This is a genomic window from Mesorhizobium sp. WSM4844 (assembly GCF_055811775.1).
The window spans coordinates 1-18,819 of sequence record NZ_JBVVQB010000035.1; the positions used below are offsets into that span (position 1 = coordinate 1).

Annotated in this window: 20 protein-coding genes and 1 other RNA gene; 8 read left to right on the top strand and 13 right to left on the bottom strand. The window is 62.4% G+C overall.

All coding sequences use genetic code 11. The features are described 5' to 3' along the window. Positions 1–81 precede the first annotated feature (81 nt). From recR to ffs, 5 genes are all read right to left on the bottom strand, one after another. The gene (gene recR, locus AC0L2A_RS23725) at positions 82–687 is read right to left on the bottom strand and encodes a recombination mediator RecR (protein WP_023802085.1); all 606 of its coding nucleotides are present in this window, start codon (positions 685–687) and stop codon (positions 82–84) included. 124 nt (positions 688–811) lie between these two features. Further along, a complete protein-coding gene (locus AC0L2A_RS23730; RefSeq protein WP_473610902.1) occupies positions 812–1,699 on the bottom strand; it encodes a cell wall hydrolase in 888 nt (295 codons plus the stop codon). A gap of 426 nt (positions 1,700–2,125) precedes the next feature. Further along, positions 2,126–2,449, bottom strand: a complete 324-nt coding sequence (locus AC0L2A_RS23735; RefSeq protein WP_023802083.1) for a YbaB/EbfC family nucleoid-associated protein — start codon at positions 2,447–2,449, stop codon at positions 2,126–2,128. A gap of 91 nt (positions 2,450–2,540) precedes the next feature. Then, positions 2,541–4,382 carry a DNA polymerase III subunit gamma/tau gene (locus AC0L2A_RS23740; RefSeq protein WP_473610904.1) on the bottom strand — a complete coding sequence of 614 codons (1,842 nt, stop codon included), beginning with the start codon at positions 4,380–4,382 and terminating at the stop codon, positions 2,541–2,543. A 105-nt stretch (positions 4,383–4,487) separates the two neighbouring features. Continuing rightward, an RNA gene (gene ffs / locus AC0L2A_RS23745) (signal recognition particle sRNA small type) lies at positions 4,488–4,584 on the bottom strand. A gap of 366 nt (positions 4,585–4,950) precedes the next feature. Between ffs and AC0L2A_RS23750 the strand changes: the two genes are divergently transcribed. From AC0L2A_RS23750 to AC0L2A_RS23760, 3 genes are read left to right on the top strand one after another with little or no spacing between them, the layout of a single operon-like run. Further along, entirely contained in the window at positions 4,951–5,370 is a 420-nt protein-coding gene (locus tag AC0L2A_RS23750) for an HIT domain-containing protein (RefSeq protein WP_023802081.1), read from the top strand. Positions 5,371–5,404: 34 nt separating this feature from the next. Next, positions 5,405–6,346 carry an NAD(+) diphosphatase gene (nudC, locus tag AC0L2A_RS23755; protein WP_473610905.1) on the top strand — a complete coding sequence of 314 codons (942 nt, stop codon included), beginning with the start codon at positions 5,405–5,407 and terminating at the stop codon, positions 6,344–6,346. 17 nt (positions 6,347–6,363) lie between these two features. Continuing rightward, the gene (locus tag AC0L2A_RS23760; protein WP_128174054.1) at positions 6,364–6,657 is read left to right on the top strand and encodes a Dabb family protein; all 294 of its coding nucleotides are present in this window, start codon (positions 6,364–6,366) and stop codon (positions 6,655–6,657) included. An 8-nt stretch (positions 6,658–6,665) separates the two neighbouring features. Here the strand turns inward: AC0L2A_RS23760 and AC0L2A_RS23765 are convergent, their stop codons facing one another. From AC0L2A_RS23765 to AC0L2A_RS23785, 5 genes are all read right to left on the bottom strand, one after another. After that, positions 6,666–7,304, bottom strand: a complete 639-nt coding sequence (locus AC0L2A_RS23765; RefSeq protein ID WP_473610959.1) for a glutathione S-transferase family protein — start codon at positions 7,302–7,304, stop codon at positions 6,666–6,668. Between the two features lie 385 nt (positions 7,305–7,689). Further along, entirely contained in the window at positions 7,690–8,439 is a 750-nt protein-coding gene (locus AC0L2A_RS23770; protein WP_473610907.1) for a hypothetical protein, read from the bottom strand. A gap of 154 nt (positions 8,440–8,593) precedes the next feature. Continuing rightward, entirely contained in the window at positions 8,594–9,106 is a 513-nt protein-coding gene (locus tag AC0L2A_RS23775; RefSeq protein WP_473610908.1) for an isoprenylcysteine carboxylmethyltransferase family protein, read from the bottom strand. A gap of 153 nt (positions 9,107–9,259) precedes the next feature. After that, a complete protein-coding gene (locus AC0L2A_RS23780; RefSeq protein WP_473610909.1) occupies positions 9,260–9,844 on the bottom strand; it encodes a nuclear transport factor 2 family protein in 585 nt (194 codons plus the stop codon). A 13-nt stretch (positions 9,845–9,857) separates the two neighbouring features. Then, positions 9,858–10,505: a VOC family protein gene (locus AC0L2A_RS23785; protein ID WP_473610911.1), complete on the bottom strand. Its 648-nt coding sequence runs from the start codon at positions 10,503–10,505 to the stop codon at positions 9,858–9,860. Positions 10,506–10,794: 289 nt separating this feature from the next. Here AC0L2A_RS23785 and AC0L2A_RS23790 point away from each other — a divergent pair, with 289 nt between their 5' ends. Beyond that, on the top strand, positions 10,795–11,268 hold the full coding sequence (locus tag AC0L2A_RS23790) for a VOC family protein (protein WP_077379551.1): 474 nt from the start codon (positions 10,795–10,797) through the stop codon (positions 11,266–11,268). Between the two features lie 65 nt (positions 11,269–11,333). Here the strand turns inward: AC0L2A_RS23790 and AC0L2A_RS23795 are convergent, their stop codons facing one another. Genes AC0L2A_RS23795 through AC0L2A_RS23805 form a run of 3 tightly spaced genes read right to left on the bottom strand, consistent with a single transcriptional unit; the run spans position 11,334 to position 13,800 of the window. Further along, on the bottom strand, positions 11,334–12,137 hold the full coding sequence (locus tag AC0L2A_RS23795) for an alpha/beta hydrolase (RefSeq protein WP_473610912.1): 804 nt from the start codon (positions 12,135–12,137) through the stop codon (positions 11,334–11,336). Between the two features lie 44 nt (positions 12,138–12,181). Continuing rightward, entirely contained in the window at positions 12,182–13,045 is an 864-nt protein-coding gene (locus tag AC0L2A_RS23800; protein ID WP_473490553.1) for a prephenate dehydratase, read from the bottom strand. A gap of 26 nt (positions 13,046–13,071) precedes the next feature. Then, complete coding sequence (locus AC0L2A_RS23805) at positions 13,072–13,800, bottom strand: 3-deoxy-manno-octulosonate cytidylyltransferase (RefSeq protein ID WP_473610914.1); 729 nt, start codon at positions 13,798–13,800, stop codon at positions 13,072–13,074. A gap of 193 nt (positions 13,801–13,993) precedes the next feature. Here AC0L2A_RS23805 and AC0L2A_RS23810 point away from each other — a divergent pair, with 193 nt between their 5' ends. The 4 genes from AC0L2A_RS23810 to AC0L2A_RS23825 form a co-directional block, all read left to right on the top strand. After that, on the top strand, positions 13,994–14,668 hold the full coding sequence (locus tag AC0L2A_RS23810; RefSeq protein ID WP_473610915.1) for a c-type cytochrome: 675 nt from the start codon (positions 13,994–13,996) through the stop codon (positions 14,666–14,668). Positions 14,669–14,826: 158 nt separating this feature from the next. After that, the gene (locus AC0L2A_RS23815) at positions 14,827–16,704 is read left to right on the top strand and encodes an extracellular solute-binding protein (RefSeq protein WP_473610917.1); all 1,878 of its coding nucleotides are present in this window, start codon (positions 14,827–14,829) and stop codon (positions 16,702–16,704) included. After that, positions 16,704–18,590, top strand: a complete 1,887-nt coding sequence (locus AC0L2A_RS23820) for an extracellular solute-binding protein (RefSeq protein ID WP_473610918.1) — start codon at positions 16,704–16,706, stop codon at positions 18,588–18,590. The genes AC0L2A_RS23815 and AC0L2A_RS23820 overlap by 1 nt, the downstream gene beginning before the upstream one ends. A 43-nt stretch (positions 18,591–18,633) precedes the next feature. Further along, positions 18,634–18,819: hypothetical protein (locus tag AC0L2A_RS23825; RefSeq protein WP_473610920.1), on the top strand; the 186-nt coding region annotated here is incomplete at its 3' end.

An 18,819-nucleotide genomic window follows, 5' to 3' on the forward strand; every position in this document is an offset into this window, starting at 1 on the left:
CCAATCTCCCCCCAAGTGGGGGAGATGTCCGGCAGGACAGAGGGGGGCGCCACAGAACGCAATCATCTCCAGAATACCCCCTCAAAACGCCGTCCGCGAGCGCAGCGCGGCGGCCAGCGTGCCTTCGTCGAGATAGTCGAGTTCGCCGCCGACCGGGACGCCATGCGCCAGCCGCGTCACCTTGATATCGAAGCCGGACAATTGGTCGGTGAGATAATGCGCGGTGGTCTGGCCCTCGACGGTGGCGTTGACGGCAAGGATCACCTCCTTGACCTCGCCGCCGGCGACGCGGTCGACCAGCGAGCGGATGTTGAGCTGCTCGGGGCCGATGCCGTCGAGCGGCGACAGCGAGCCGCCGAGCACGTGATATCGGACATTCATGGCGGCCGCCCGCTCCAGCGCCCACAGGTCGGCCACGTCCTCGACGACGATGAGCGTGCCGGCGTCGCGGCGCGGATCGGTGCAGATCATGCAGGGGTCGGACGTATCGACATTGCCGCAGGTCGAGCAGATGCGCACCTTGTCGACCGCCTCGCTCATGGCGGCGGCGAGCGGCGACAGCAACTGCTCCTTCTTCTTGATGAGGTGAAGCGCTGCCCGTCTGGCCGAACGCGGCCCAAGCCCCGGCACCTTGGCCAGGAGTTGGATCAGGCGTTCGATCTCGGGACCGGCGATTCGCTTCGACATCGCATCGGTTTAGGATTTTTCAATGGGTTTTGGAACTCTCCTGCGGCGCGGCTGCTGCGAACGCAACGACGCTGCTGCGGGACAATCGCGTCGGCTTGCGCTGCCGACGTCGACTATCGTTAGCTCAGTAGGATTCCAGCGGCCTGCCCTGGCCGGCGATCATCGCACCGATGGCATCGGTGTTCTCGGGCGTCGATTCAAACGACATCGTCGGCTCGGCCGGCGCCGCCGGGAATGACGTGACCGCTTGCGCACCGGCGGTGCTGCCGAAACGGGCGGCGTCCGGCTCCTGCATCGCCACAAAGGTCACCTTCTCCGGCGTTGCCTTCCCTGGAGTAGCCTTTGCCGGTTGCGATGCGACCGCCGTCACATAGGTCACCTTGCTGGGCGTCGCCTTGGCGGCCGGCGCCGCAGAGGCCATGAGTGTCACCGGTGTGGCGCGCGACCGCCGCGGCGTCGCCTGTGCCACCGCGACGGTTGGCTCGTCCGGCAGTGGTTTCCAGTTGCGGCCGCGCTTTTCGTAGAAGGCGTTGCCGCCGGCGACCATGGTGTAGTGCATGTTCTTGTAGGGGAAACGCAGACCGGCGGTGTGAAAGAACATCGAGTTCTTCAGCTTGGCCTTGCGCTCGCCCCTGAGCACCGCCTCGGCGGCTTCCTCGACATCGGGCATCGCCTTCGAATTCATCGGCCGTGTCATCACGCCCGGCGCGAACTGGCCGCGTTCGCCGACCACCTGGCAGATGGTGTTGCCGTGCTTGCCGGAGCGCAGCCGGTTCATCACCACCGTGCCGACGGCAATCATGCCGTCGCGGCTCGACCGGTTGGATTCGAAGAACATCGCGCGCTGGAGGCACTCCTTGTCCTTCGCTGTGTGATTGTAGGGCCGGGACCTAGCGGTATCGGTCAGGCTGGCCACGGACAGGCCGTGCGTGGTCTGACTGCAGGCGGCCAAAAACAGCGGAGAGGTGATGACGCCGAGCAGCAACGGCGTCTTCCATCGGGTCACGATCAAAGATATCCCCTCATTCTGTCGCCAGCCCGCCCCTGGTTGCGGCAAGAATGAGACACTTTCGGGCAAAAAGATGGCTAAAGCGTTATTAAGTGAGCAGAGTTGCCGAATGGACACAGCTGGCGGGCAGACGGTGAATCGCTGCGCTCCCCGGGCTCGCTCGATCGGCACAACCATCAATACAGCTGAGAGGCTGTTGGAAAGTCGCTCCGGCGAGTCATATGGTGGTGGTTTCGAGAACCGGAGCGGAGCGGACATTAGAGCGCCGCGCGTCCAATTGGACGCGCAAAGGACGCTCTAACACTTTGCATTTGCGCATGATCCTTTCCGGAAACCGAAATCGGTTTCCGGGGTCATGCGCTGGTCCGTGAGCACCGGAAGCGCAGAAACCGCCATCAGATGGCCGCCGGAGTAGAGTTTCCAAGCCTCTTAGAACGGCAGCTTCATTCCCGGCGGTATCGGCAGTCCTGCGGTCAGTGCCTGGGTCTTTTCCTGCATCATCTGTTCGACCTTGGCCCTGGCGTCATTGTGGGCGGCGAGAAGCAGATCCTCCAGAATCTCGACCTCGTCCTCCTTGAACAGCGACGGGTCGATTTTCAGGGACTTCATCTCGAATTTGCCGGTCAGCGTCACGCTGACCAGGCCGCCGCCGGCCTGTCCGGTGGCTTCCAACGTGGCGATCTCGTCCTGCATGGCCTGGAACTTGGCCTGCATTTCTTTCGCCTTGCCCATCAGGCCGAGAAGATCTTTCATCGCGTGGTCCTCTACGATTGATTTGTTTCTTTTTTAAGCATGGTCTCCGAAAACCGGCTCCCATTTTTTTGCTTCGCTGACCTTCGGTTGCTCAGGTTTCGTCTTCGTCGGTGGCCGGCTCGATCGGAACCTCGGCCTCCACCGCATCGGCTTCCGGTGCGTCGGGAATGCGCACGTCGATGATCTTGGCGCCGGGAAAACGCGCCAGGATGGCGGCGACGGTCGGGTCGCTCTTGGCATCAAGGAGGGCGTTTTCGCGCTTGGTCGATTCCATCTCGGCCAGCGTCTGGCCGCCCGCTTCCTTCGACAGCGACACCAGCCAGCTGCGTCCGGTCCAGGCGCGCAATTTGGCGGTCAGATCGTTGAGCAGCATCTTCGGCGCGTCGTCGGTCAGGCCGACGTCGATGCGGCCCGGCTCGATGCGCACCAGGCGCACGCAGCGCTTGACCAGCACCTTGAAGGCGATGTCGCGCTGGGCGTCGGCAAGGGCGATGATGTCGGCCAGCGATCTCACCGGCACCGGCGGCGCATCGGCGACCGGCTCCGGCGCCGGAACGAAAGGCGCAGGCATCGGCTCGGGTTCGACCAGCCGCATGGTCTGGGCGCCGCCATTGGCCGCCGGCATGCGCGTCTGCGCCACGCTGGCGCCGCCATTACCGGGATTTGTTGGGCCGGGATTTGCCGGGCCGGGATTTGCGGCGGCAGAGGTTGCGGGTGCACCATTCGAGCGTGGCGCGCCATTCGGCAGCGACACTGCGCCCTCCAGCGATTTCAGCGCCTCGTCCAGTGTCGGCAAGTCGGCGGCATGCGCCAGCCGGATCAGCACCATTTCGGCGGCGCTGACCGGCCGGTTGGAGGACTGCACCTCGGGAATGCCTTTCAACAGCATCTGCCAGGTCCGCGACAGCACCCTGACCGACAGCGCCTTGGCGAAATCGGCGCCGCGCCGTCGCTCGTCCTCTGACAGCGAGGCGTCCTCGAGGGCTGTCGGCACAAAGCGCAACCGGGTGACGAGATGGTTGAACTCGGCCAGGTCGGTCAGCACAGCGGCCGGATCGGCGCCGGTGTCGTACTGGTTGCGGAATTCGGCCAGTGCGGCCGCCACATCGCCCTTCATCACATGTTCGAACAGGTCGACGATGCGGGCGCGGTCGGCCAGCGCGAGCATGGCGCGCACCGCTTCGGCGCTGACCGCGCCGCTGCCATGGGCGATCGCCTGGTCGAGAATGGACAGCGAATCGCGCGCCGAGCCCTCGGCCGCACGGGCGATCATCGCCAGCGCGTCGTCATCGACCGCGATGCCTTCTTTTCCGGCGATCGAGGAGAGGTGCGCGACCAACGTGCCGGCATCGATACGCCTGAGATCGAAGCGCTGGCAGCGCGACAGAACGGTGATCGGAACTTTTCTGATTTCGGTGGTGGCGAAGATGAATTTGACGTGCGGCGGCGGCTCTTCCAGCGTCTTCAGCAGGCCGTTGAAGGCCTGCGTCGAGAGCATGTGCACTTCGTCGATGATGTAGACCTTGTAGCGCGCCGACACCGGCGCGTAACGCACGCGCTCGATGATGTCCCTGATGTCGTCGATGCCGGTGTGCGAGGCGGCGTCCATCTCGATGACGTCGACATGGCGGCCTTCCATGATCGCCCGGCAATGCTCGCCCGGCACGGCAAGATCGACCGAAGGCTGGTCGACATCAGATGTTTTGTAGTTCAGGGCCCGCGCCAGTATGCGCGCCGTCGTCGTCTTGCCGACACCGCGCACGCCGGTCAGCATCCAGGCCTGGGCGATGCGGCCGGTGGCGAAAGCGTTGGTGAGGGTGCGGACCATCGGCTCCTGGCCGATCAGTTCGGAGAAATTGGCAGGACGGTATTTGCGCGCCAGAACGCGATAGGCGGCGGCTTTTTCCGTTCCCGAATTTCCGGCTTCGCTCATTCGCCCGTAAAGCTCCAAGGGCCGCGGCTCAAGGCGGCCGATTCCTGCGCATAGTTTCGCCCGCAGGGCTTGGCGCCGTCAATGTCGCGGGAGAAAGGCGAAGAGGTGGGAGGCTGGAACAATGACCCGTTCCGGGCTCGTTAGGGCTGCTTCCTTCCGGACCTGACCCGGTTGGCGAGTGGACCGTCCACCACCAACCTCCCGGCTCCCATATCGGCGATCCGGCGATGAAATGCAAGGGCGCAGTGACAGGCGGCGAAACCAGAAAATAAAAAAACAGCCTCGGAGGCGGATCGCTGGCGCGAATAAGCACCATGTTGAAACTACTGGCATAGCGGCCAGCACAAAGCAAGAACAGATGAGCGAAAGCCATGGCCGGCAGACCAGAGGGGGCGAGATGGTGACTTCATTCCAGCCCAAAGTCTTGGCAGGCCATACCCCGAGTTCTTCGCCGGACCATCATCGCCACGATAGGCCTTGATTCGCTTGCCGCCCTCTTGCGGGCTAACGGCGGCCGCTCTAGCGTCCATGGAGTAAAAAAAATACGACAAAAGTGAAGGAAACGCCGATGTCGCCGGGCCTCGAGGCCGGATTCACGCTGGATGCTCGTCTGGAGGCCGACAGCGAGCAGTTGATGTGGCTCGGCCTGTGCGAGTTGCGGGTGATGAACGACCGCCGCTGGCCGTGGCTGCTTCTGGTGCCGCAGCGGCCGGGCGCGGAGGAAATCCATGATTTGACGCCGCTCGACCAGGCGATGCTGACCTTCGAGACCAATATGGTGGCGCAGGCGCTGAAAAGCGTGACCGGCTGCACCAAGATAAACAGCGGCGCACTTGGCAACATCGTCCGCCAGTTGCATGTCCATGTCATCGCGCGCTCGGAAGGCGATCCCGGCTGGCCGGGCCCGGTGTGGGGGCACGGTATGCGCGAGCCCTACGAGCGCTCGGACCTCCGCCGGTTTGCGCAGAAGATAAAGGCGGCGCTATAAGCCTGTCCCGTGTCCATCCTGAAGTTGAGTCTCGATGAGCTTCCGCCTGTTTCACGCGCCCTTGCGCGAGCCGAGCCAGTTCGTCGGCTTTGCCGGCAACATGATCGACCGGCAATCGGAAAACCGCGCCGACGATTCCGTCGAAAAGGCGCTCGCCGATCCTTCAGCCAGGCTTTTGCTGATGCATGGCGGGCGGCTCTACCTGAAGCTCATTGGTGGCGGCTTCGACCCCTGGTTCGGCGCCGAGGAAAGCCGGCCGCTCGAGGCGTCGCTCGACCGTGGCGTCCTGCTCGGTTTTTCCGACAGCGGCCCGGTGCTCGCCGTGCCGGCCGGCATCGACCCCGAACAGCTGCCCGATACCATCAAGGCCATCGACTATCGCTCGGTCTACATGCAGGGACTGATCGACGAGGCGGCGGCAGGCGCGATGGCGCAAGGAGCAGCGCTGCTCGCCTGGCATGCCAGCCACCGCTTCTGCAGCAAATGCGGCGCTGAAGCCGCGATGCGGGCCGGCGGCTACAAGCGGCTTTGCCCGGCCTGCGCCACCGAGCATTTTCCGCGAACCGACCCGGTGGCGATCATGCTGACGGCGACGCGTGAAAAATGCCTGCTCGGCCGCGGCCGGCATTTCGCGCCCGGCATGTATTCGGCGCTTGCCGGCTTCATCGAGCCGGGCGAGACGATCGAGGCGGCGGTGCGCCGTGAAACGCTGGAGGAAGCCGGTATCCGGCTTGGCCGCGTCGTCTATCACGCCAGCCAGCCCTGGCCTTTTCCCTATTCGCTGATGATCGGCTGCTTCGGCGAGCCGCTCAACGACGACATCCAGGCCGACCTCAACGAGTTGGAAGACTGCCGCTGGTTCTTTCGCGACGAGGTGCTGTCGATGCTGGCCCGCGAGCATCCGGGCGGCCTGGTCACGCCGCCGAAGGGGGCGATCGCCTACAACCTCATCCGCGCCTGGGCCGACAGCGCATAGCCTGTAGGGGAAGCAAAATGATCCGTCATACAGTGGTGTTCAGGCTGAAGCACAAGGAGAACTCGGCCGAGGAGGCAAAATTTCTGGCAGACGCCAAAATTTTGGCGGCGATACCGGGCGTCGAGAAATTCGAGCAGTTGCGGCAGGTCAGCCCGAAGAACGATTATCGCTTCGGCTTCTCGATGGAGTTCGCCGACCAGGCTGCCTATTCCGGCTACAACGACCATCCCGACCACGTCGCCTTCGTCCGCGACCGCTGGATCCCGGAAGTCGCGGCGTTTTTGGAGATCGACTACGCGCCGCTGAGTTAAGTTGGTGACTAGCCGGTGAAAACCGCCAGTTGAGCGGCGAAAGCACGCTTGTAGGCGGGCCGGGCTTCGCCGCGGGCGACATAGGCGGAGAGGTTCGGATATTCGTCCAGTATACCCGACCCGCTCAACCTTAGCAGCACGTGCACCATCATCAGGTCCCCGGCGCTGAACGCGCCATCGAGCCAGTCGGCATCGCCAAGACGACCGGAAAGCTCGCCCAGCCGGTCACGGATGCGATCTTCGACCATAGGCAGGCGCTGTTCGTGCCAGGTCTCGTCGCGCTCCAGGAGCACGGCGGTTTGGCGTTCAAGGATCGGCGGCTCCACGGTGTTTAGCGCGGCAAACATCCATGAGATTGCGCGCGCCCTGGCATTCGCCTCGTCTGGCAGCAGGCCCGCATGGCGCTCGGCGATATGGAACACGATCGCCCCCGACTCGAACAGCGCGAGATCGCCTTCTTCAAAGGTCGGAATCTGCCCGAAAGGATGAAGCGCGAGATGCGCGGGTTCCTTCATCGCTTTGAACGAAACGAGACGAACCTTGTAAGGCTGGCCGACTTCTTCGAGCGCCCAGCGAACACGCATCTCCCGCGCCAGTCCCCTGCCGCGATCGGGCGACCGTTCAAAGGCGGTGATGGTGGGGGTCATTGGCAGGCTCCAGGTGATTGAATGACGCCATCGTGCGTGCCGTCGTTGATCGAGATCAGGCTCCGCATCTCGTCGCCTTTCTTCTTCGATTGTGCCAAGCAAAGGACGAATGTCGAGCCGGAATTCCGACATCTGGGTAGGAGAAGTTCGCGGGATCTGGGAGTGATCTCGCAGTCAGTCCCGGTGCTGTCGCCGCGCCGGAAGATGGTGTGACATTCCGGTCCAAGCCCGGCGAAGATTGGCTTGCTTGAGCCCGTTGTCCCACATGTGACTGGCGCTGTCCTGGCGTTGCCGAGATTGCGTTCGTTGAGCGCCCGCGCCGAGCGCGTGCGCTTCCGAGCGTCACCTGCCGCTCGGCGCGAGCCGAACGGCAGGTGGGCTGGTCTTACTGGCCTGATGCATGCTGGTGGGCGTGTGGCGCACCGGGATTGTGATGCGCGCAGGTCACCCGCGGATTGAACTGGGCGAAGATGCCGTTCGGGTTTTCTCGATAGAGCCAGACATGCCGGTCGTGATGCGGCTCGAAGTTATGCGCCTCATCCACGGGCGTCGCCGGGTCGTCGATCATAGTGTCCCAGGGAACGCCGTGGAACGAAGGCGGGGCGTCGTGGCCGGCTTCCTTCCACGCTTTCGCGAAGACGAGATTCTCCACCGCGATCAGCTCGAGCGATCCGTCGGCCTGCGGCTCGTAGACGAGGACCGCGGGCTTGCCGAAGTCCGTGTGCGTGCCGGTGCCGTCGACGCGCGGGTTGGGCGGAGCGGTGATGCCGAGCATATCGGGGCGAAAGTAATGGAGGCCCATAGCCCCTAATTTCGGCGGCTGTCCCGTCATTTCAGCGGTCTCGCACATGTTTGCGGGATCGCGGATGTAGCCCTCCGCGACCGCGACATTGACGTTGCGGAACCGCTCCGTTGCCTGGCGGATTTCGGCAAGGCTCGGCTCGCCGGGCGCGGGGGACGATGATGCGTCGATCCGCGCGGCCTCCGCAAGTGTCAGCGGAGCGGCAGGGGCGGCGGTGATAGTTATGATCGCGATTGCAGACGCGACAAAGGTTGCTGATCTTGAGGTCATCTGAATGATCTCCCGTATTCCTATCTTGTGATGACGTTGTAAATATGCCTGTAATTGGCACACTTAATTTCTCTCAACGTCCCGAGGCAGCCTGGCTACCACCCCAATGTTTATGCAGTATGTCTTGATTGTTTCATTTGAAATGCATCAACTTGTTTGATTGATAACCACCACTGTTTATACTGAAGCGCCCCAACAAGCAGACGGCATCAGTCTGTCAGTAGCCAGGGAAGTGCTTGCGCATCGCTCTTTCCTCCTGGAGTATGCGGATGCCAAGCGGCACCGCGTAGATCGCCAGGCCGACCACAAGAGTGAAAAAGGCGTGCAGCGTAAGCGCAAAGCCAAGGAGCTCGGGGAGAATGTTGAGATAATAGTTCGGATGGCGAACCCACCCAAAAAGAGGGTGCGTTATCAGCACATGGTCTCGGGCGATCATTAGCTTTACTGTCCAGAAACGACCAAGCAGAAACGCGACGACCAGCAACATCACGGCACCGAAGCCATACAGGACTAGCCCGATGATCGTGACGAGGTCGAAAGACGTCGGTCGAGCAAGGCCCTCAATCGAAGCTGCGATGTAAAAGGAAATGTGGGCCAGGGCGAGCCAGCGCGAGTTCCGCGAACCGTACTCGATGGCCCGATTCTCTCGCAGCGCTTTTTCATTTCGCATCGAGATCGCAAGCATCACGATGCGAAAGACAATGGCTGCGATGATGAACAAGATAAGCATGCGGACGCATTCCAATCACAAGTTCCACCGCGTCGACGGAAGCTACCGTCGTAGCCAGCGGTGTCGCCATACGGACGAGTAATATCCGGCCGCAGCGACTCTCAATCCGAGAGCCGCCACGCCGATCGGTCTCTTTCGCGGCGCTGCCGGTCGTCACCTGTCTCTTCTTGGCCGCGCGAAGCGCGCGGAGGAGGAAATCAGCGCGTTGAGCGGCTCGGCTGCATCGGTCAGCGCGCGTGATTGCGTCGCACCGAGGATCGGCAGAGCCGTCTTGTCGATCAGTCCGATCTGCGCAAGCACCGAAGCTTGGTCCCAATAGATGTGCTCGCTTTCGACCCGGCCGTCCTGAATTGAAACGATAGCGACCACCGGGATGTTCACCGGCCTGCCGGTCGGCTCGACGCCGGGCAGGATCCACGGCATCTCGATATCGTGAATGAAAGAGAACAGAAACTCGTCGACGATGCGTTTCTCTCCTACGGTCCGTGAGATGAGATCGAGCCTGGTGTTTTGCGGACTGCGGCCAATAAAGCACGTCGCATAGAAGTTCCGGACGTTGTCCCAGCCGCGGCCGCCGGTGGCGACCGGTACATGAATGACGTGTGGGTCGTTGACCGTGGTCTGCATGGTTGCATCGACGTCCTTGGTGATGAATTCGTGATCCATATGGGCCTGCCAGACGTCCGTCATGTCATGGTCAGGCGCAGCAGTACGCGTCCGTGGTAGCGGTGTCGTCATTGCTATTTCCTCGTCAGACGTGAGAATTGAATAGTGGGAGGGATGAAGGAGCGACCCGCTCCGCGCTACGACGCGGATGCGAAGGGCAGAGATTGCGGCGTCTGTTCACTCGCCTGCCGCACCAGTTGCTCGACCTCCTGCCGCAACGCCTCTTCGGCAGCGCCAAATCGAGCGGATCCCCGTAAGGCTGGTCGAAGGCCATGCCGGTCGCCCAGTAGACTTCGACGAGATTTCCCTCAGGGTCATCGAAATAGAACGCAAGCGATACACCGTGATTGAAGGCCATCTTGATCGGCAGCCCCATGTCGATGATGCGCGTGTAAGCGGCGCGCAGATCGGCCAATGTGCCAACCTTGAAGGCGATGTGGCGCAAGGCAGGATTGGTGAAGATCGCGATCTGATGGGACTCTTCGGCCGGATCGCTGCTCAGGAAGGCGGTGGCGCCGAACGGGTTTTCTTCGCCACTGCCGCCGACCACCTGAAGGCCGAGGACAGCCTCATAAAATCGCGCGAGCGCAGCCGGGTTTTCGGCGACCATGCCGACGTGGCGAAGACCAACGATCCGTGGCGCGGTCGCCCTGCCTGTTTTGTTCTCAGTTACGATGGCGGGATCAGACCGATCGACGGCGATCCCCCCGTTTCTGAAGTGCTTCGTAGTCATGGTGACAAACTCCGTGTTGACTCAATTCCGTCCGCTCGTCGATCCGATGCGAACGAAGGCGGGCGAAAAATTCGCGGAGGACGTTACATTCCGATTTCAGGAGCGAAGGAATCTGCTTTCAATTGAAACACTTTCCGCGACCCGCCTGTCATGTCCATGGCCGGCCGCCCGTGTGATGGCGTGCAAAAAGGCCAACTCCAGTCATCGCAGGGTGGAGAAAAGTGGTTGGCTACCTATTTCGGAAGAGGGCGGATGGGGAACTTGGCCCCAAAGCGAAAGGAACCCGCAAATGGCAAAGAATACGATTTGCCTCTGGTACGATAAGGACGCCGAGGCTGCCGCCCGCTTCTATTCCGAGATATTTCCTGACAGCGTGGTGGGTGCTGTGCACCGTGCACCCAGTGACTACCCGGCCGGCAAGGAAGGCGACGTGTTGACGGTCGAATTCACAGTCGCAGGCCTTCCTTGTATCGGCCTCAACGGGGGTCCCGAGTTCAAGCACAACGAAGCGTTCTCGTTCCAGATCGCCACCGACGATCAGGAGGAGACCGACCGTTATTGGAATGCCATCGTCGGCAATGGCGGCCAGGAGAGCGTGTGCGGCTGGTGCAAAGACAAATGGGGGATTTCCTGGCAAATCACGCCGCGCGTGCTGACTGACGCGATGGCGGCTGGCGGCGACGAGGCAAAGCGCGCGTTTGATGCGATGATGACCATGGTGAAAATCGACGTCGCCGCGATCGAGGCGGCGCGGCGCGGTTGACGCCCCCATTGTGTCTTGCGGCCAAATTGCTGCCAGAGCTTGTCCGTTCGCCACCCAACTGCTCGTCAATCGCGCGTGACCGCCACAACGGAGGCGCGTAGCGCTCCGGCGAAGTCGGGATGGCCATAGAGGTCGTTGTGGCCAGCCGCTATGGCGATGTGGCTGCGCAGGTCACGGGCAGCCTCGCGCAGAGGTGCCGAACGCGCCGCAGGTACGATGGTGTCGTTCTCGGCGGTGATGACGGCCGTGGGCACATCGAGGTTGCGCAGCGTTTCTGCCGTCTCCATGCGGTGCCGCAGCAAGAGGCGCACCGGCAGCCAGGGATAGTGGTGAGCGGCGAGTTCTCTGAGCGAATCGAAGGGGGTCACCATAACGATGCCGCGCAACGGCCGCGCCGTCGCCAGATCGGCCGCAACCGCAGCGCCGATGCTAAGGCCGATGGCGACGATGCCGGCTTTGGCATCGCTGGCCAGCTGGTCATGGGCGCGTCGGGCGTCCTCGAACAGGGCGGCGGCCGACGGGCTGCCGCTGCTCGGCGCATAGCCGCGGTAGTGCAGCGCAGCGACCTCATGTTCGGGAAACAGCTGGTGCAGCATCAGGGCTAGTGCGTCGGCATTCCAGGCGTTGCCGGCGAACCCCAGCAGCAGCGGGCGTGGCTCGGCCGGCGCCAGCGTCGCCGGCAGGCGGACCAGGACGACGCGCTCGCCATCCTCTGTCGCCAGTTCGACATGGCGGGCCCCGGCCGGCAGATCGGGTCCGAACCCCGCAAGGCCGGCCGGAAAAATCAGCCAGGACTGGAGCACATACACGACGGCAACAATCACCGCATACAATCCAGCGACCGCGAGCGTCAGTTTCAAAAGCCACATCGCAGGAATGTCGCCCGATGCTCGTCACCTGGCAAGGCGCTGCGCTAGTCCGCCACCTTCCATTGCTCGCGCGACTGGCTGGCCGGGTAGACGCCCAGAATCCGCATTTCGCGCGAGAAGAAGGCAAGCTCGTCGAGCGCCAGTTTTACCAGCGGATCGTCGGGATGACCCTCGATGTCGGCATAGAACAGGGTCGCCGTGAATGCGCCGAGCTGGTAGCTCTCCAGCTTGGTCATGTTGATGCCGTTGGTGGCGAAGCCGCCCATCGCCTTGTAGAGCGCGGCCGGCACGTTGCGGACGCGGAAGATGAACGTCGTCATCATCCTGGCCTCGACCGAGGGACGTTCTGCCCACTGCCTGTTCCTGGTCAGCACGACGAAGCGGGTGACGTTGCTGTCGGTGTCCTCGACATTCTGCTCGATGATGTCGAGCCCGTAGAGCGTCGAAGCCAGCGCCGGCGCCAGCGCGGCCATGGTGCGGTCCTTCAGCTCGGCAACCAGCTTGGCGGCGCCCGCCGTGTCGCCGGCGACCACCGGCTTCCAGCCGTTCTTGCGGATATATTTGCGGCATTGGCCGAGCGCATGGATGTGGCTGTGCACGGTCTTGATCTCGTCGCGCCTGACGCCCGGCAGAACCATCAGCTGGAAATGGATCGGCAGGAAATATTCGCCGACGATGTGCAGCTTCGATTCCGGCAGGAGATGATGGATGTCGGCGACGCGCCCGGCAATCGTGTTCTCGATCGGGATCATGGCGAGGTCGGCCTTACCGGTCTCGACCGCATTGAAAGCATCCTCGAAAGTCGGGCACGGCAACGGCTCCATATCAGGGAACATGTTGCGGCAGGCGGTGTCGGAATTGGCGCCCGGCTCGCCCTGGAAGGCTATTCTGTTGGTTTTCTCAGGCATGCCAATGTCTCAGGTGTCCAAATGTCTCAGGTTGAAAGGACGGTTCTGGCGCGTTCTAGATCGTCCGGCGTGTCGACGCCGAACGGCGCCGACTGCACGATCTCGGCATCGATGCGCATGCCGGCCTCCAGCGCCCGCAATTGCTCGAGCTTCTCGCGCCGTTCCAGCGGCGACGGCTGCAGCGCGACGAAGCGCTCGAGCGCTGAGCGGCGATAGGCATAGAGGCCGATGTGATGATAGAGCGGCCCCTCGCCCCAGGGTGCGGTGGCGCGGGTGAAATAGAGCGCCCGCAACCGTGTCTCCGACAGCGGCGAGCCGACGATCTTGACGACATTCGGATTGGTCTTTTCCTCGTCGCGGACGATCTCGATGCCAAGCGTGGCGATGTCGACCGTCGCATCCTGGAAAGGCTTCAGTGCAGCCTTGATGATCTCGGGATCGATTGTCGGCAGGTCGCCCTGCACATTGACGATGGTTTCGACCTTGCGCCCGGGATCCAGCGTGGCCAGCGCCTCGAAGATGCGGTCGGAGCCCGATTCGTGGCCGACGCGCGTCATCACCGCCTCGAAACCGTGCGTGCGCACCGCGTCCGCCACGCTGTCAGTATCGGTAGCGACCACCACCCGGCCGAGCCCGGCCCCGGCGGCGCGGCGGGCGACATGGACGATCATCGGAACGCCGGCGATGTCGGCCAGCGGCTTGCCCGGCAGGCGCGTTGAGGCCATGCGGGCCGGGATGAGGATCAGCGTGGACATCGGGTGATGAAGCATCCGAAAAAGAGGAAGGGAAAAGTGGCAAAAGGTCTCACTGGAAGCGCCCTTATAGGTGTTGCAACGCCAGAGCAAAAGACCTAGTTTCCGCCCGATTTGACCGCCTCGCGGGGTGGTTCACGATTACCGACGGACGGAGTGGACAGATCGGTCCGCCGGAAAAGGGAGCCTGGGGCGTATGGACTCTTTCGAAATCAACAAGCTGATCGGCGGCCTGCTCGGAACCGTGTTCGTCGTCTTCTCGGTCGGCATCATATCCGACGCGCTGTTCGCCTCCCCAGCACCGGAAAAACCCGGCTACGCTATCGAGGCGACCGAGGAGCCTGCCGAGGGCGGCCCGGCAGCCCCCGCCGAAGCCAAGCCGATCGCCGACCTCCTGGCCAACGCCAATGTCGAGGCGGGTGCGGCCGTGTTCAAGAAGTGCCAGGCCTGCCACACCGGCGAAAAAGGCGGACCGAACAAGGTCGGCCCCGATCTGTGGGACATCGTCGACCGTCCCATCGCCGAACATGCGGGCTTCGCCTATTCGGCGGGGATGAAGGAGTTTTCCAAGGGCGGCGCGGAAAAATGGACCTACGACCACCTCAATAACTTTCTGCTTTCGCCGAAGAAGCTGGTGAAGGGCACGGCGATGGGCTTCGCCGGCCTGCCGAAGGACGAGGACCGTGCCAACGTCATCGCCTATCTGCGCACGCTGTCGGACAGTCCGAAGCCGCTGCCGACACCCGGCGCTTCGGCCGAGAATGCAGCCGCGCCCGCCGAAGGCGCGGCGCCGGCCAAGCCGGCAGAGGGTGCGGCACCGGCCGCACCAGCTCCGGCCCCTGCTGCTCCCGCACCGGCTCCAGCGCAATAACGCAATTGTCATGGACAAACTCTTAGAAAAGCCGGGTTCAGCCCGGCTTTTTCAATTGGAAAAGCGCATGTGCGGCGACAAAGCCGGCCTGTCGCGGTTTTCATGAGCGTCAAATGAACTAGATTGTCCGCTAACAGCTATCGCACAGAGGAGAAGGCATGACGGTTGGCCGAACGTTTCTCAGATCGATGCTGGTTGTGGCGGCTTTTGCCGGCGGCCCGCAGGCAGCCTTGGCGGATGAATGGCGCACCACCTCGTCGCTGATCGGTGACTCCAAATATGGCGACAACTTCCAGCACTATGATTACGTCAATCCGAACGCGCCGAAGGGCGGCTCGCTGAATTCGGTGGTGCTTGGCACGTTCGACAGCTTCAATCCCTATATCGTCCAGGGTTCCGCCGCGGCTGGCTTCGCCCCGTTCGGCGGCGGATTGCTCTACGACACGCTGATGGAGCAGGCGACTGACGAAGGCAGCGTCAGCCATCCGCTGATCGCCGACGCCTACAAACATCCCGACGACTATTCGTCGGCGACCTACCGACTTGATCCGCGGGCCAAATGGCATGACGGCAAGCCGATCACCACCGACGATGTAATCTGGTCGTTTCAGGTGCTGAAGGCCAATAGCCCGATGTACAGCCGCTATTTCGAGAATGTCACCGATGCGGTCGCGGTTTCCGACCGCGAGGTGGAATTCCATTTCGACCAGAAGGGCAACCGGGAACTGCCCAAGATTCTCGGCGATCTCGTCGTGCTGCCAAAGCACTGGTGGGAAGGTACCGACGCCAACGGCAAGAAGCGCGACATCACCAGGCCGACGCAGGAGCCGCCGCTGGGGTCGGCCGCGTACAAGATCGCCAGCTTCAAGCCGGGCTCTGAAATCATCTGGCAGAGGGTTCCGGACTACTGGGGTGCCAAGCTGCCGGTGAAGATCGGCCGAGAAAATTTCGACAGGCAGCGTTTCAGCTACTTTCTCGACGACAATGCCTCCTGGCAGGCCTTCACCAAGGGCGGACTGCATGACATCAGGTCGGAAAACAGTTCGAGGCGCTGGAACACCGCCTATAATTTCCCGGCGGTCCAGGCCGGCGACGTCATCAAACAGGAATTCAAGACCGCCTCACCCGAACCGATGCAGGCCTTCATGCTCAACACGAGGCGTCCGCTGTTTGGGGATCGTCTGGTGCGCGCCGCGCTGACTTACCCGCTCGACTTCGAGGCCATGAATCGTACCTTGTTCTTCGGTTCCAACACCCGTACCAGCAGTTACTTCCAAGGCACCGAACTGGCATCGAGCGGCCTGCCGCAAGGCAAGGAGTTGGAAATCCTCGAGCCATATCGCGACAAGCTGCCGCCCGAAGTCTTCACCCAGGAATTCAAGCTGCCGGTCTACGATTCGCCACAGGCGGAGCGTAAGTATCTCAAGACTGCGGTCGATCTCTTCGCCAAGGCGGGCTGGGTGATCAAGGGCGGCAAGATGGTCAATGCCAAGACGGGCGAGCCTTTCAAATTCGAAATCCTCGGCTGGAACGACACCGACCAGGTCCTTTCCAGTCCCTACATCGCCAATCTGCGCAAGATCGGCGTCGACGCCACGTTGCGGCTGATCGACCAGACCCAATACATCAACCGCCTCAACAATTTCGATTTCGACGTCACCATATCGCAGTTGGGGCAGTCGGATTCGCCTGGCAACGAGCAGCGTGACTTCTGGAGTTCCAAGTCCGCAGACACGCCTGGATCCCGCAACTACGCCGGCATCAAGAATCCGGTCGTCGATGCGCTGGTCGACCGCGTCATCTTCGCGACCGACCGTGACGATCTGGTTGCTGCCACCCATGCGCTCGACCGGGTGCTGCTGTGGAATTACTATATCGTGCCGCAACACCATCGGTCGGCGGTCTGGATAGCCTACTGGAACAAGTTCGGCATCCCGGAAAAGCAGCCGGCCTATAGCGGCGTCGACCAGAATTCCTGGTGGATCGATGCGGACAAGGAAAAGGCGCTGGCGGCAAAATACAAGAGTGGCAATTGATGGCGGCGCTCCCCCGCCGCGTCTCGCTGGCCCGCCGCGACTTTCTGGCCTTGGGCGTCGCGGCCACGACGGCAGCGCTGTTGCCCGGCCGCGCCTTCGCCGCCATCCCGACGGGGGTCAAGCTGCATGGTCTGTCGGCCTTCGGCGACCTCAAATATCCCCAAGGTTTCACGCATTTCGACTACGTCAATCCGGACACGCCCAAGGGCGGCCAGATAAATTTCGCACCGCCTAACGCCACCTTCAACCAGAGCTTCCTGACGTTCAACACGCTGAATTCCCTGGTGTTGAGGGGGGATTCGCCGCCGCGCACCGAACACTGTTTCGATTCGTTGATGGCAAGCGCACTCGATGAGCCGGATGCGTTCTATGGGCTGCTTGCCGAGTCCGTTACCCTGTCTGAAGACCGCAATGGCTTCCGCTTCAATCTGCGACCGCAAGCGCGCTTCCATGACGGCACGCCACTGACTGCCGAGGACGTCGCCTTCGCGTTGAAGCTTTACAAGGACAAGGGCCATCCGAACCTTTCCCAGACGTTGCGGCATATGACGGACGCGGCTGCGGTCGATCCGGTTACCGTGGACCTCACCTTCGACGGCAAGCAGTCGGCGCAAAATATCCTTGCGATCGTCGCAATGCCGATCGTGTCCAAAGTGTTTTATACGGCCAACGAATTCGATGCCTCGACGATGACACCGCCGCTCGGCTCCGGACCCTACAAAATAGGGCGCGTGGCGGCCGGACAGACCGTCGAATATGAGCGCGTCGCCGACTATTGGGGCAGGGATCTGGCGGTGAACCGCGGCCTCTACAATTTCGACCGCATCCGTATCGACTTTTATCTCGATCGCCAGGCAGCGTTTGAAGCCCTGAAGAAGGGCGACACGCATTTTCGCGAAGAATTTACCTCGCGGGTGTGGGCGACCGGCTACGACTTTCCGGCGCTGCAGGTCGGCAGGGTCGTCAAACGTGAATTTCCCGGCGAGAAAGCGCCGGACATGCAGGCGGTCGCGCTGAACCAGCGTCGTCCGCAATTCCGCGATGTGCGTGTCAGACGGGCTATCGCCAATTGCTTCGATTTCGAATGGAGCAAGCGGGTGCTGTTTTACGGCTCTTACGAGCGCTCGCAATCGAACTTCGAACCGTCGGATTACAAGGCCGAGGGCCTGCCCTCGCCCGAGGAATTGGCCTTGCTGGAGCCGTTCCGAGCCGAGTTGCCGCCGGAAACCTTCGGCGAAGCGGTGATGCAGCCTGTCTCCGACGGTTCGGGCCACGATCGCAAGCTGCTGCGCGCGGCTTCGAGACTGCTTGCCGAGGCCGGCTGGAAGCGAGCCGGCAATTTCGTCGTCAATGAAAAGGGCGAGCGACTGCGGGTGGAAATGCTGGCCGAGGACGATGGCATCGTTCGGCTGTTCTCGCCGTGGTCCGAGAATATGAAGGCGATCGGCATCGACGCTTCGATCCGGCAGGTCGACTCGACGCAATACGAAGCGCGGCAGAGCAATTTCGATTTCGATTTCAACCTGTTCAGATCGTCGATCGGGGCGACGCCGACTGTCGATGGCCTGGAAAACCTCTATCACTCCCGGATGGCGAAAACACCGGGAACGCGCAACTATCCCGGCACCGAAAGCAAGGCCATCGATGCGCTGATCGAGGCAGCCGGCAAGGCGCAGAGCCGGAACGAACTGGTCACGGCGCTCAAAGCACTCGACCGGGTCTTGCGCGCGCGGCTAGACTGGATTCCAACATATTATCTCGCGAATCACCGAGTCGCCTATTGGGACATGTTCGGCTTTCCCGAGCAGAAGCCCGATTTCGGCTTTCCGGTCGAGACGCTGTGGTGGTTCGACAAGGACAAGGCGGCAAAGATTGGCAAAGGGTGAGATGTTGCGCAGCACTTCACCCTCCCCCTTGTGGGGAGGGTCGGTGAGCAGTCCGCGCACTGCGCGGATGGCGAACCGGGGTGGGGGTGCCGGCGCATGCATTGACTTGAAAGCAGGCCCCCCCCCCCCCCCCGAGGCGGGAGCCCCCCACCCCCCCAGGGGGGGGGGGGAGAAGAAGGGGGCCGAGAGAACCGGCCCCCAGCGGCAAAAAAAACCAACACAGGGAGGG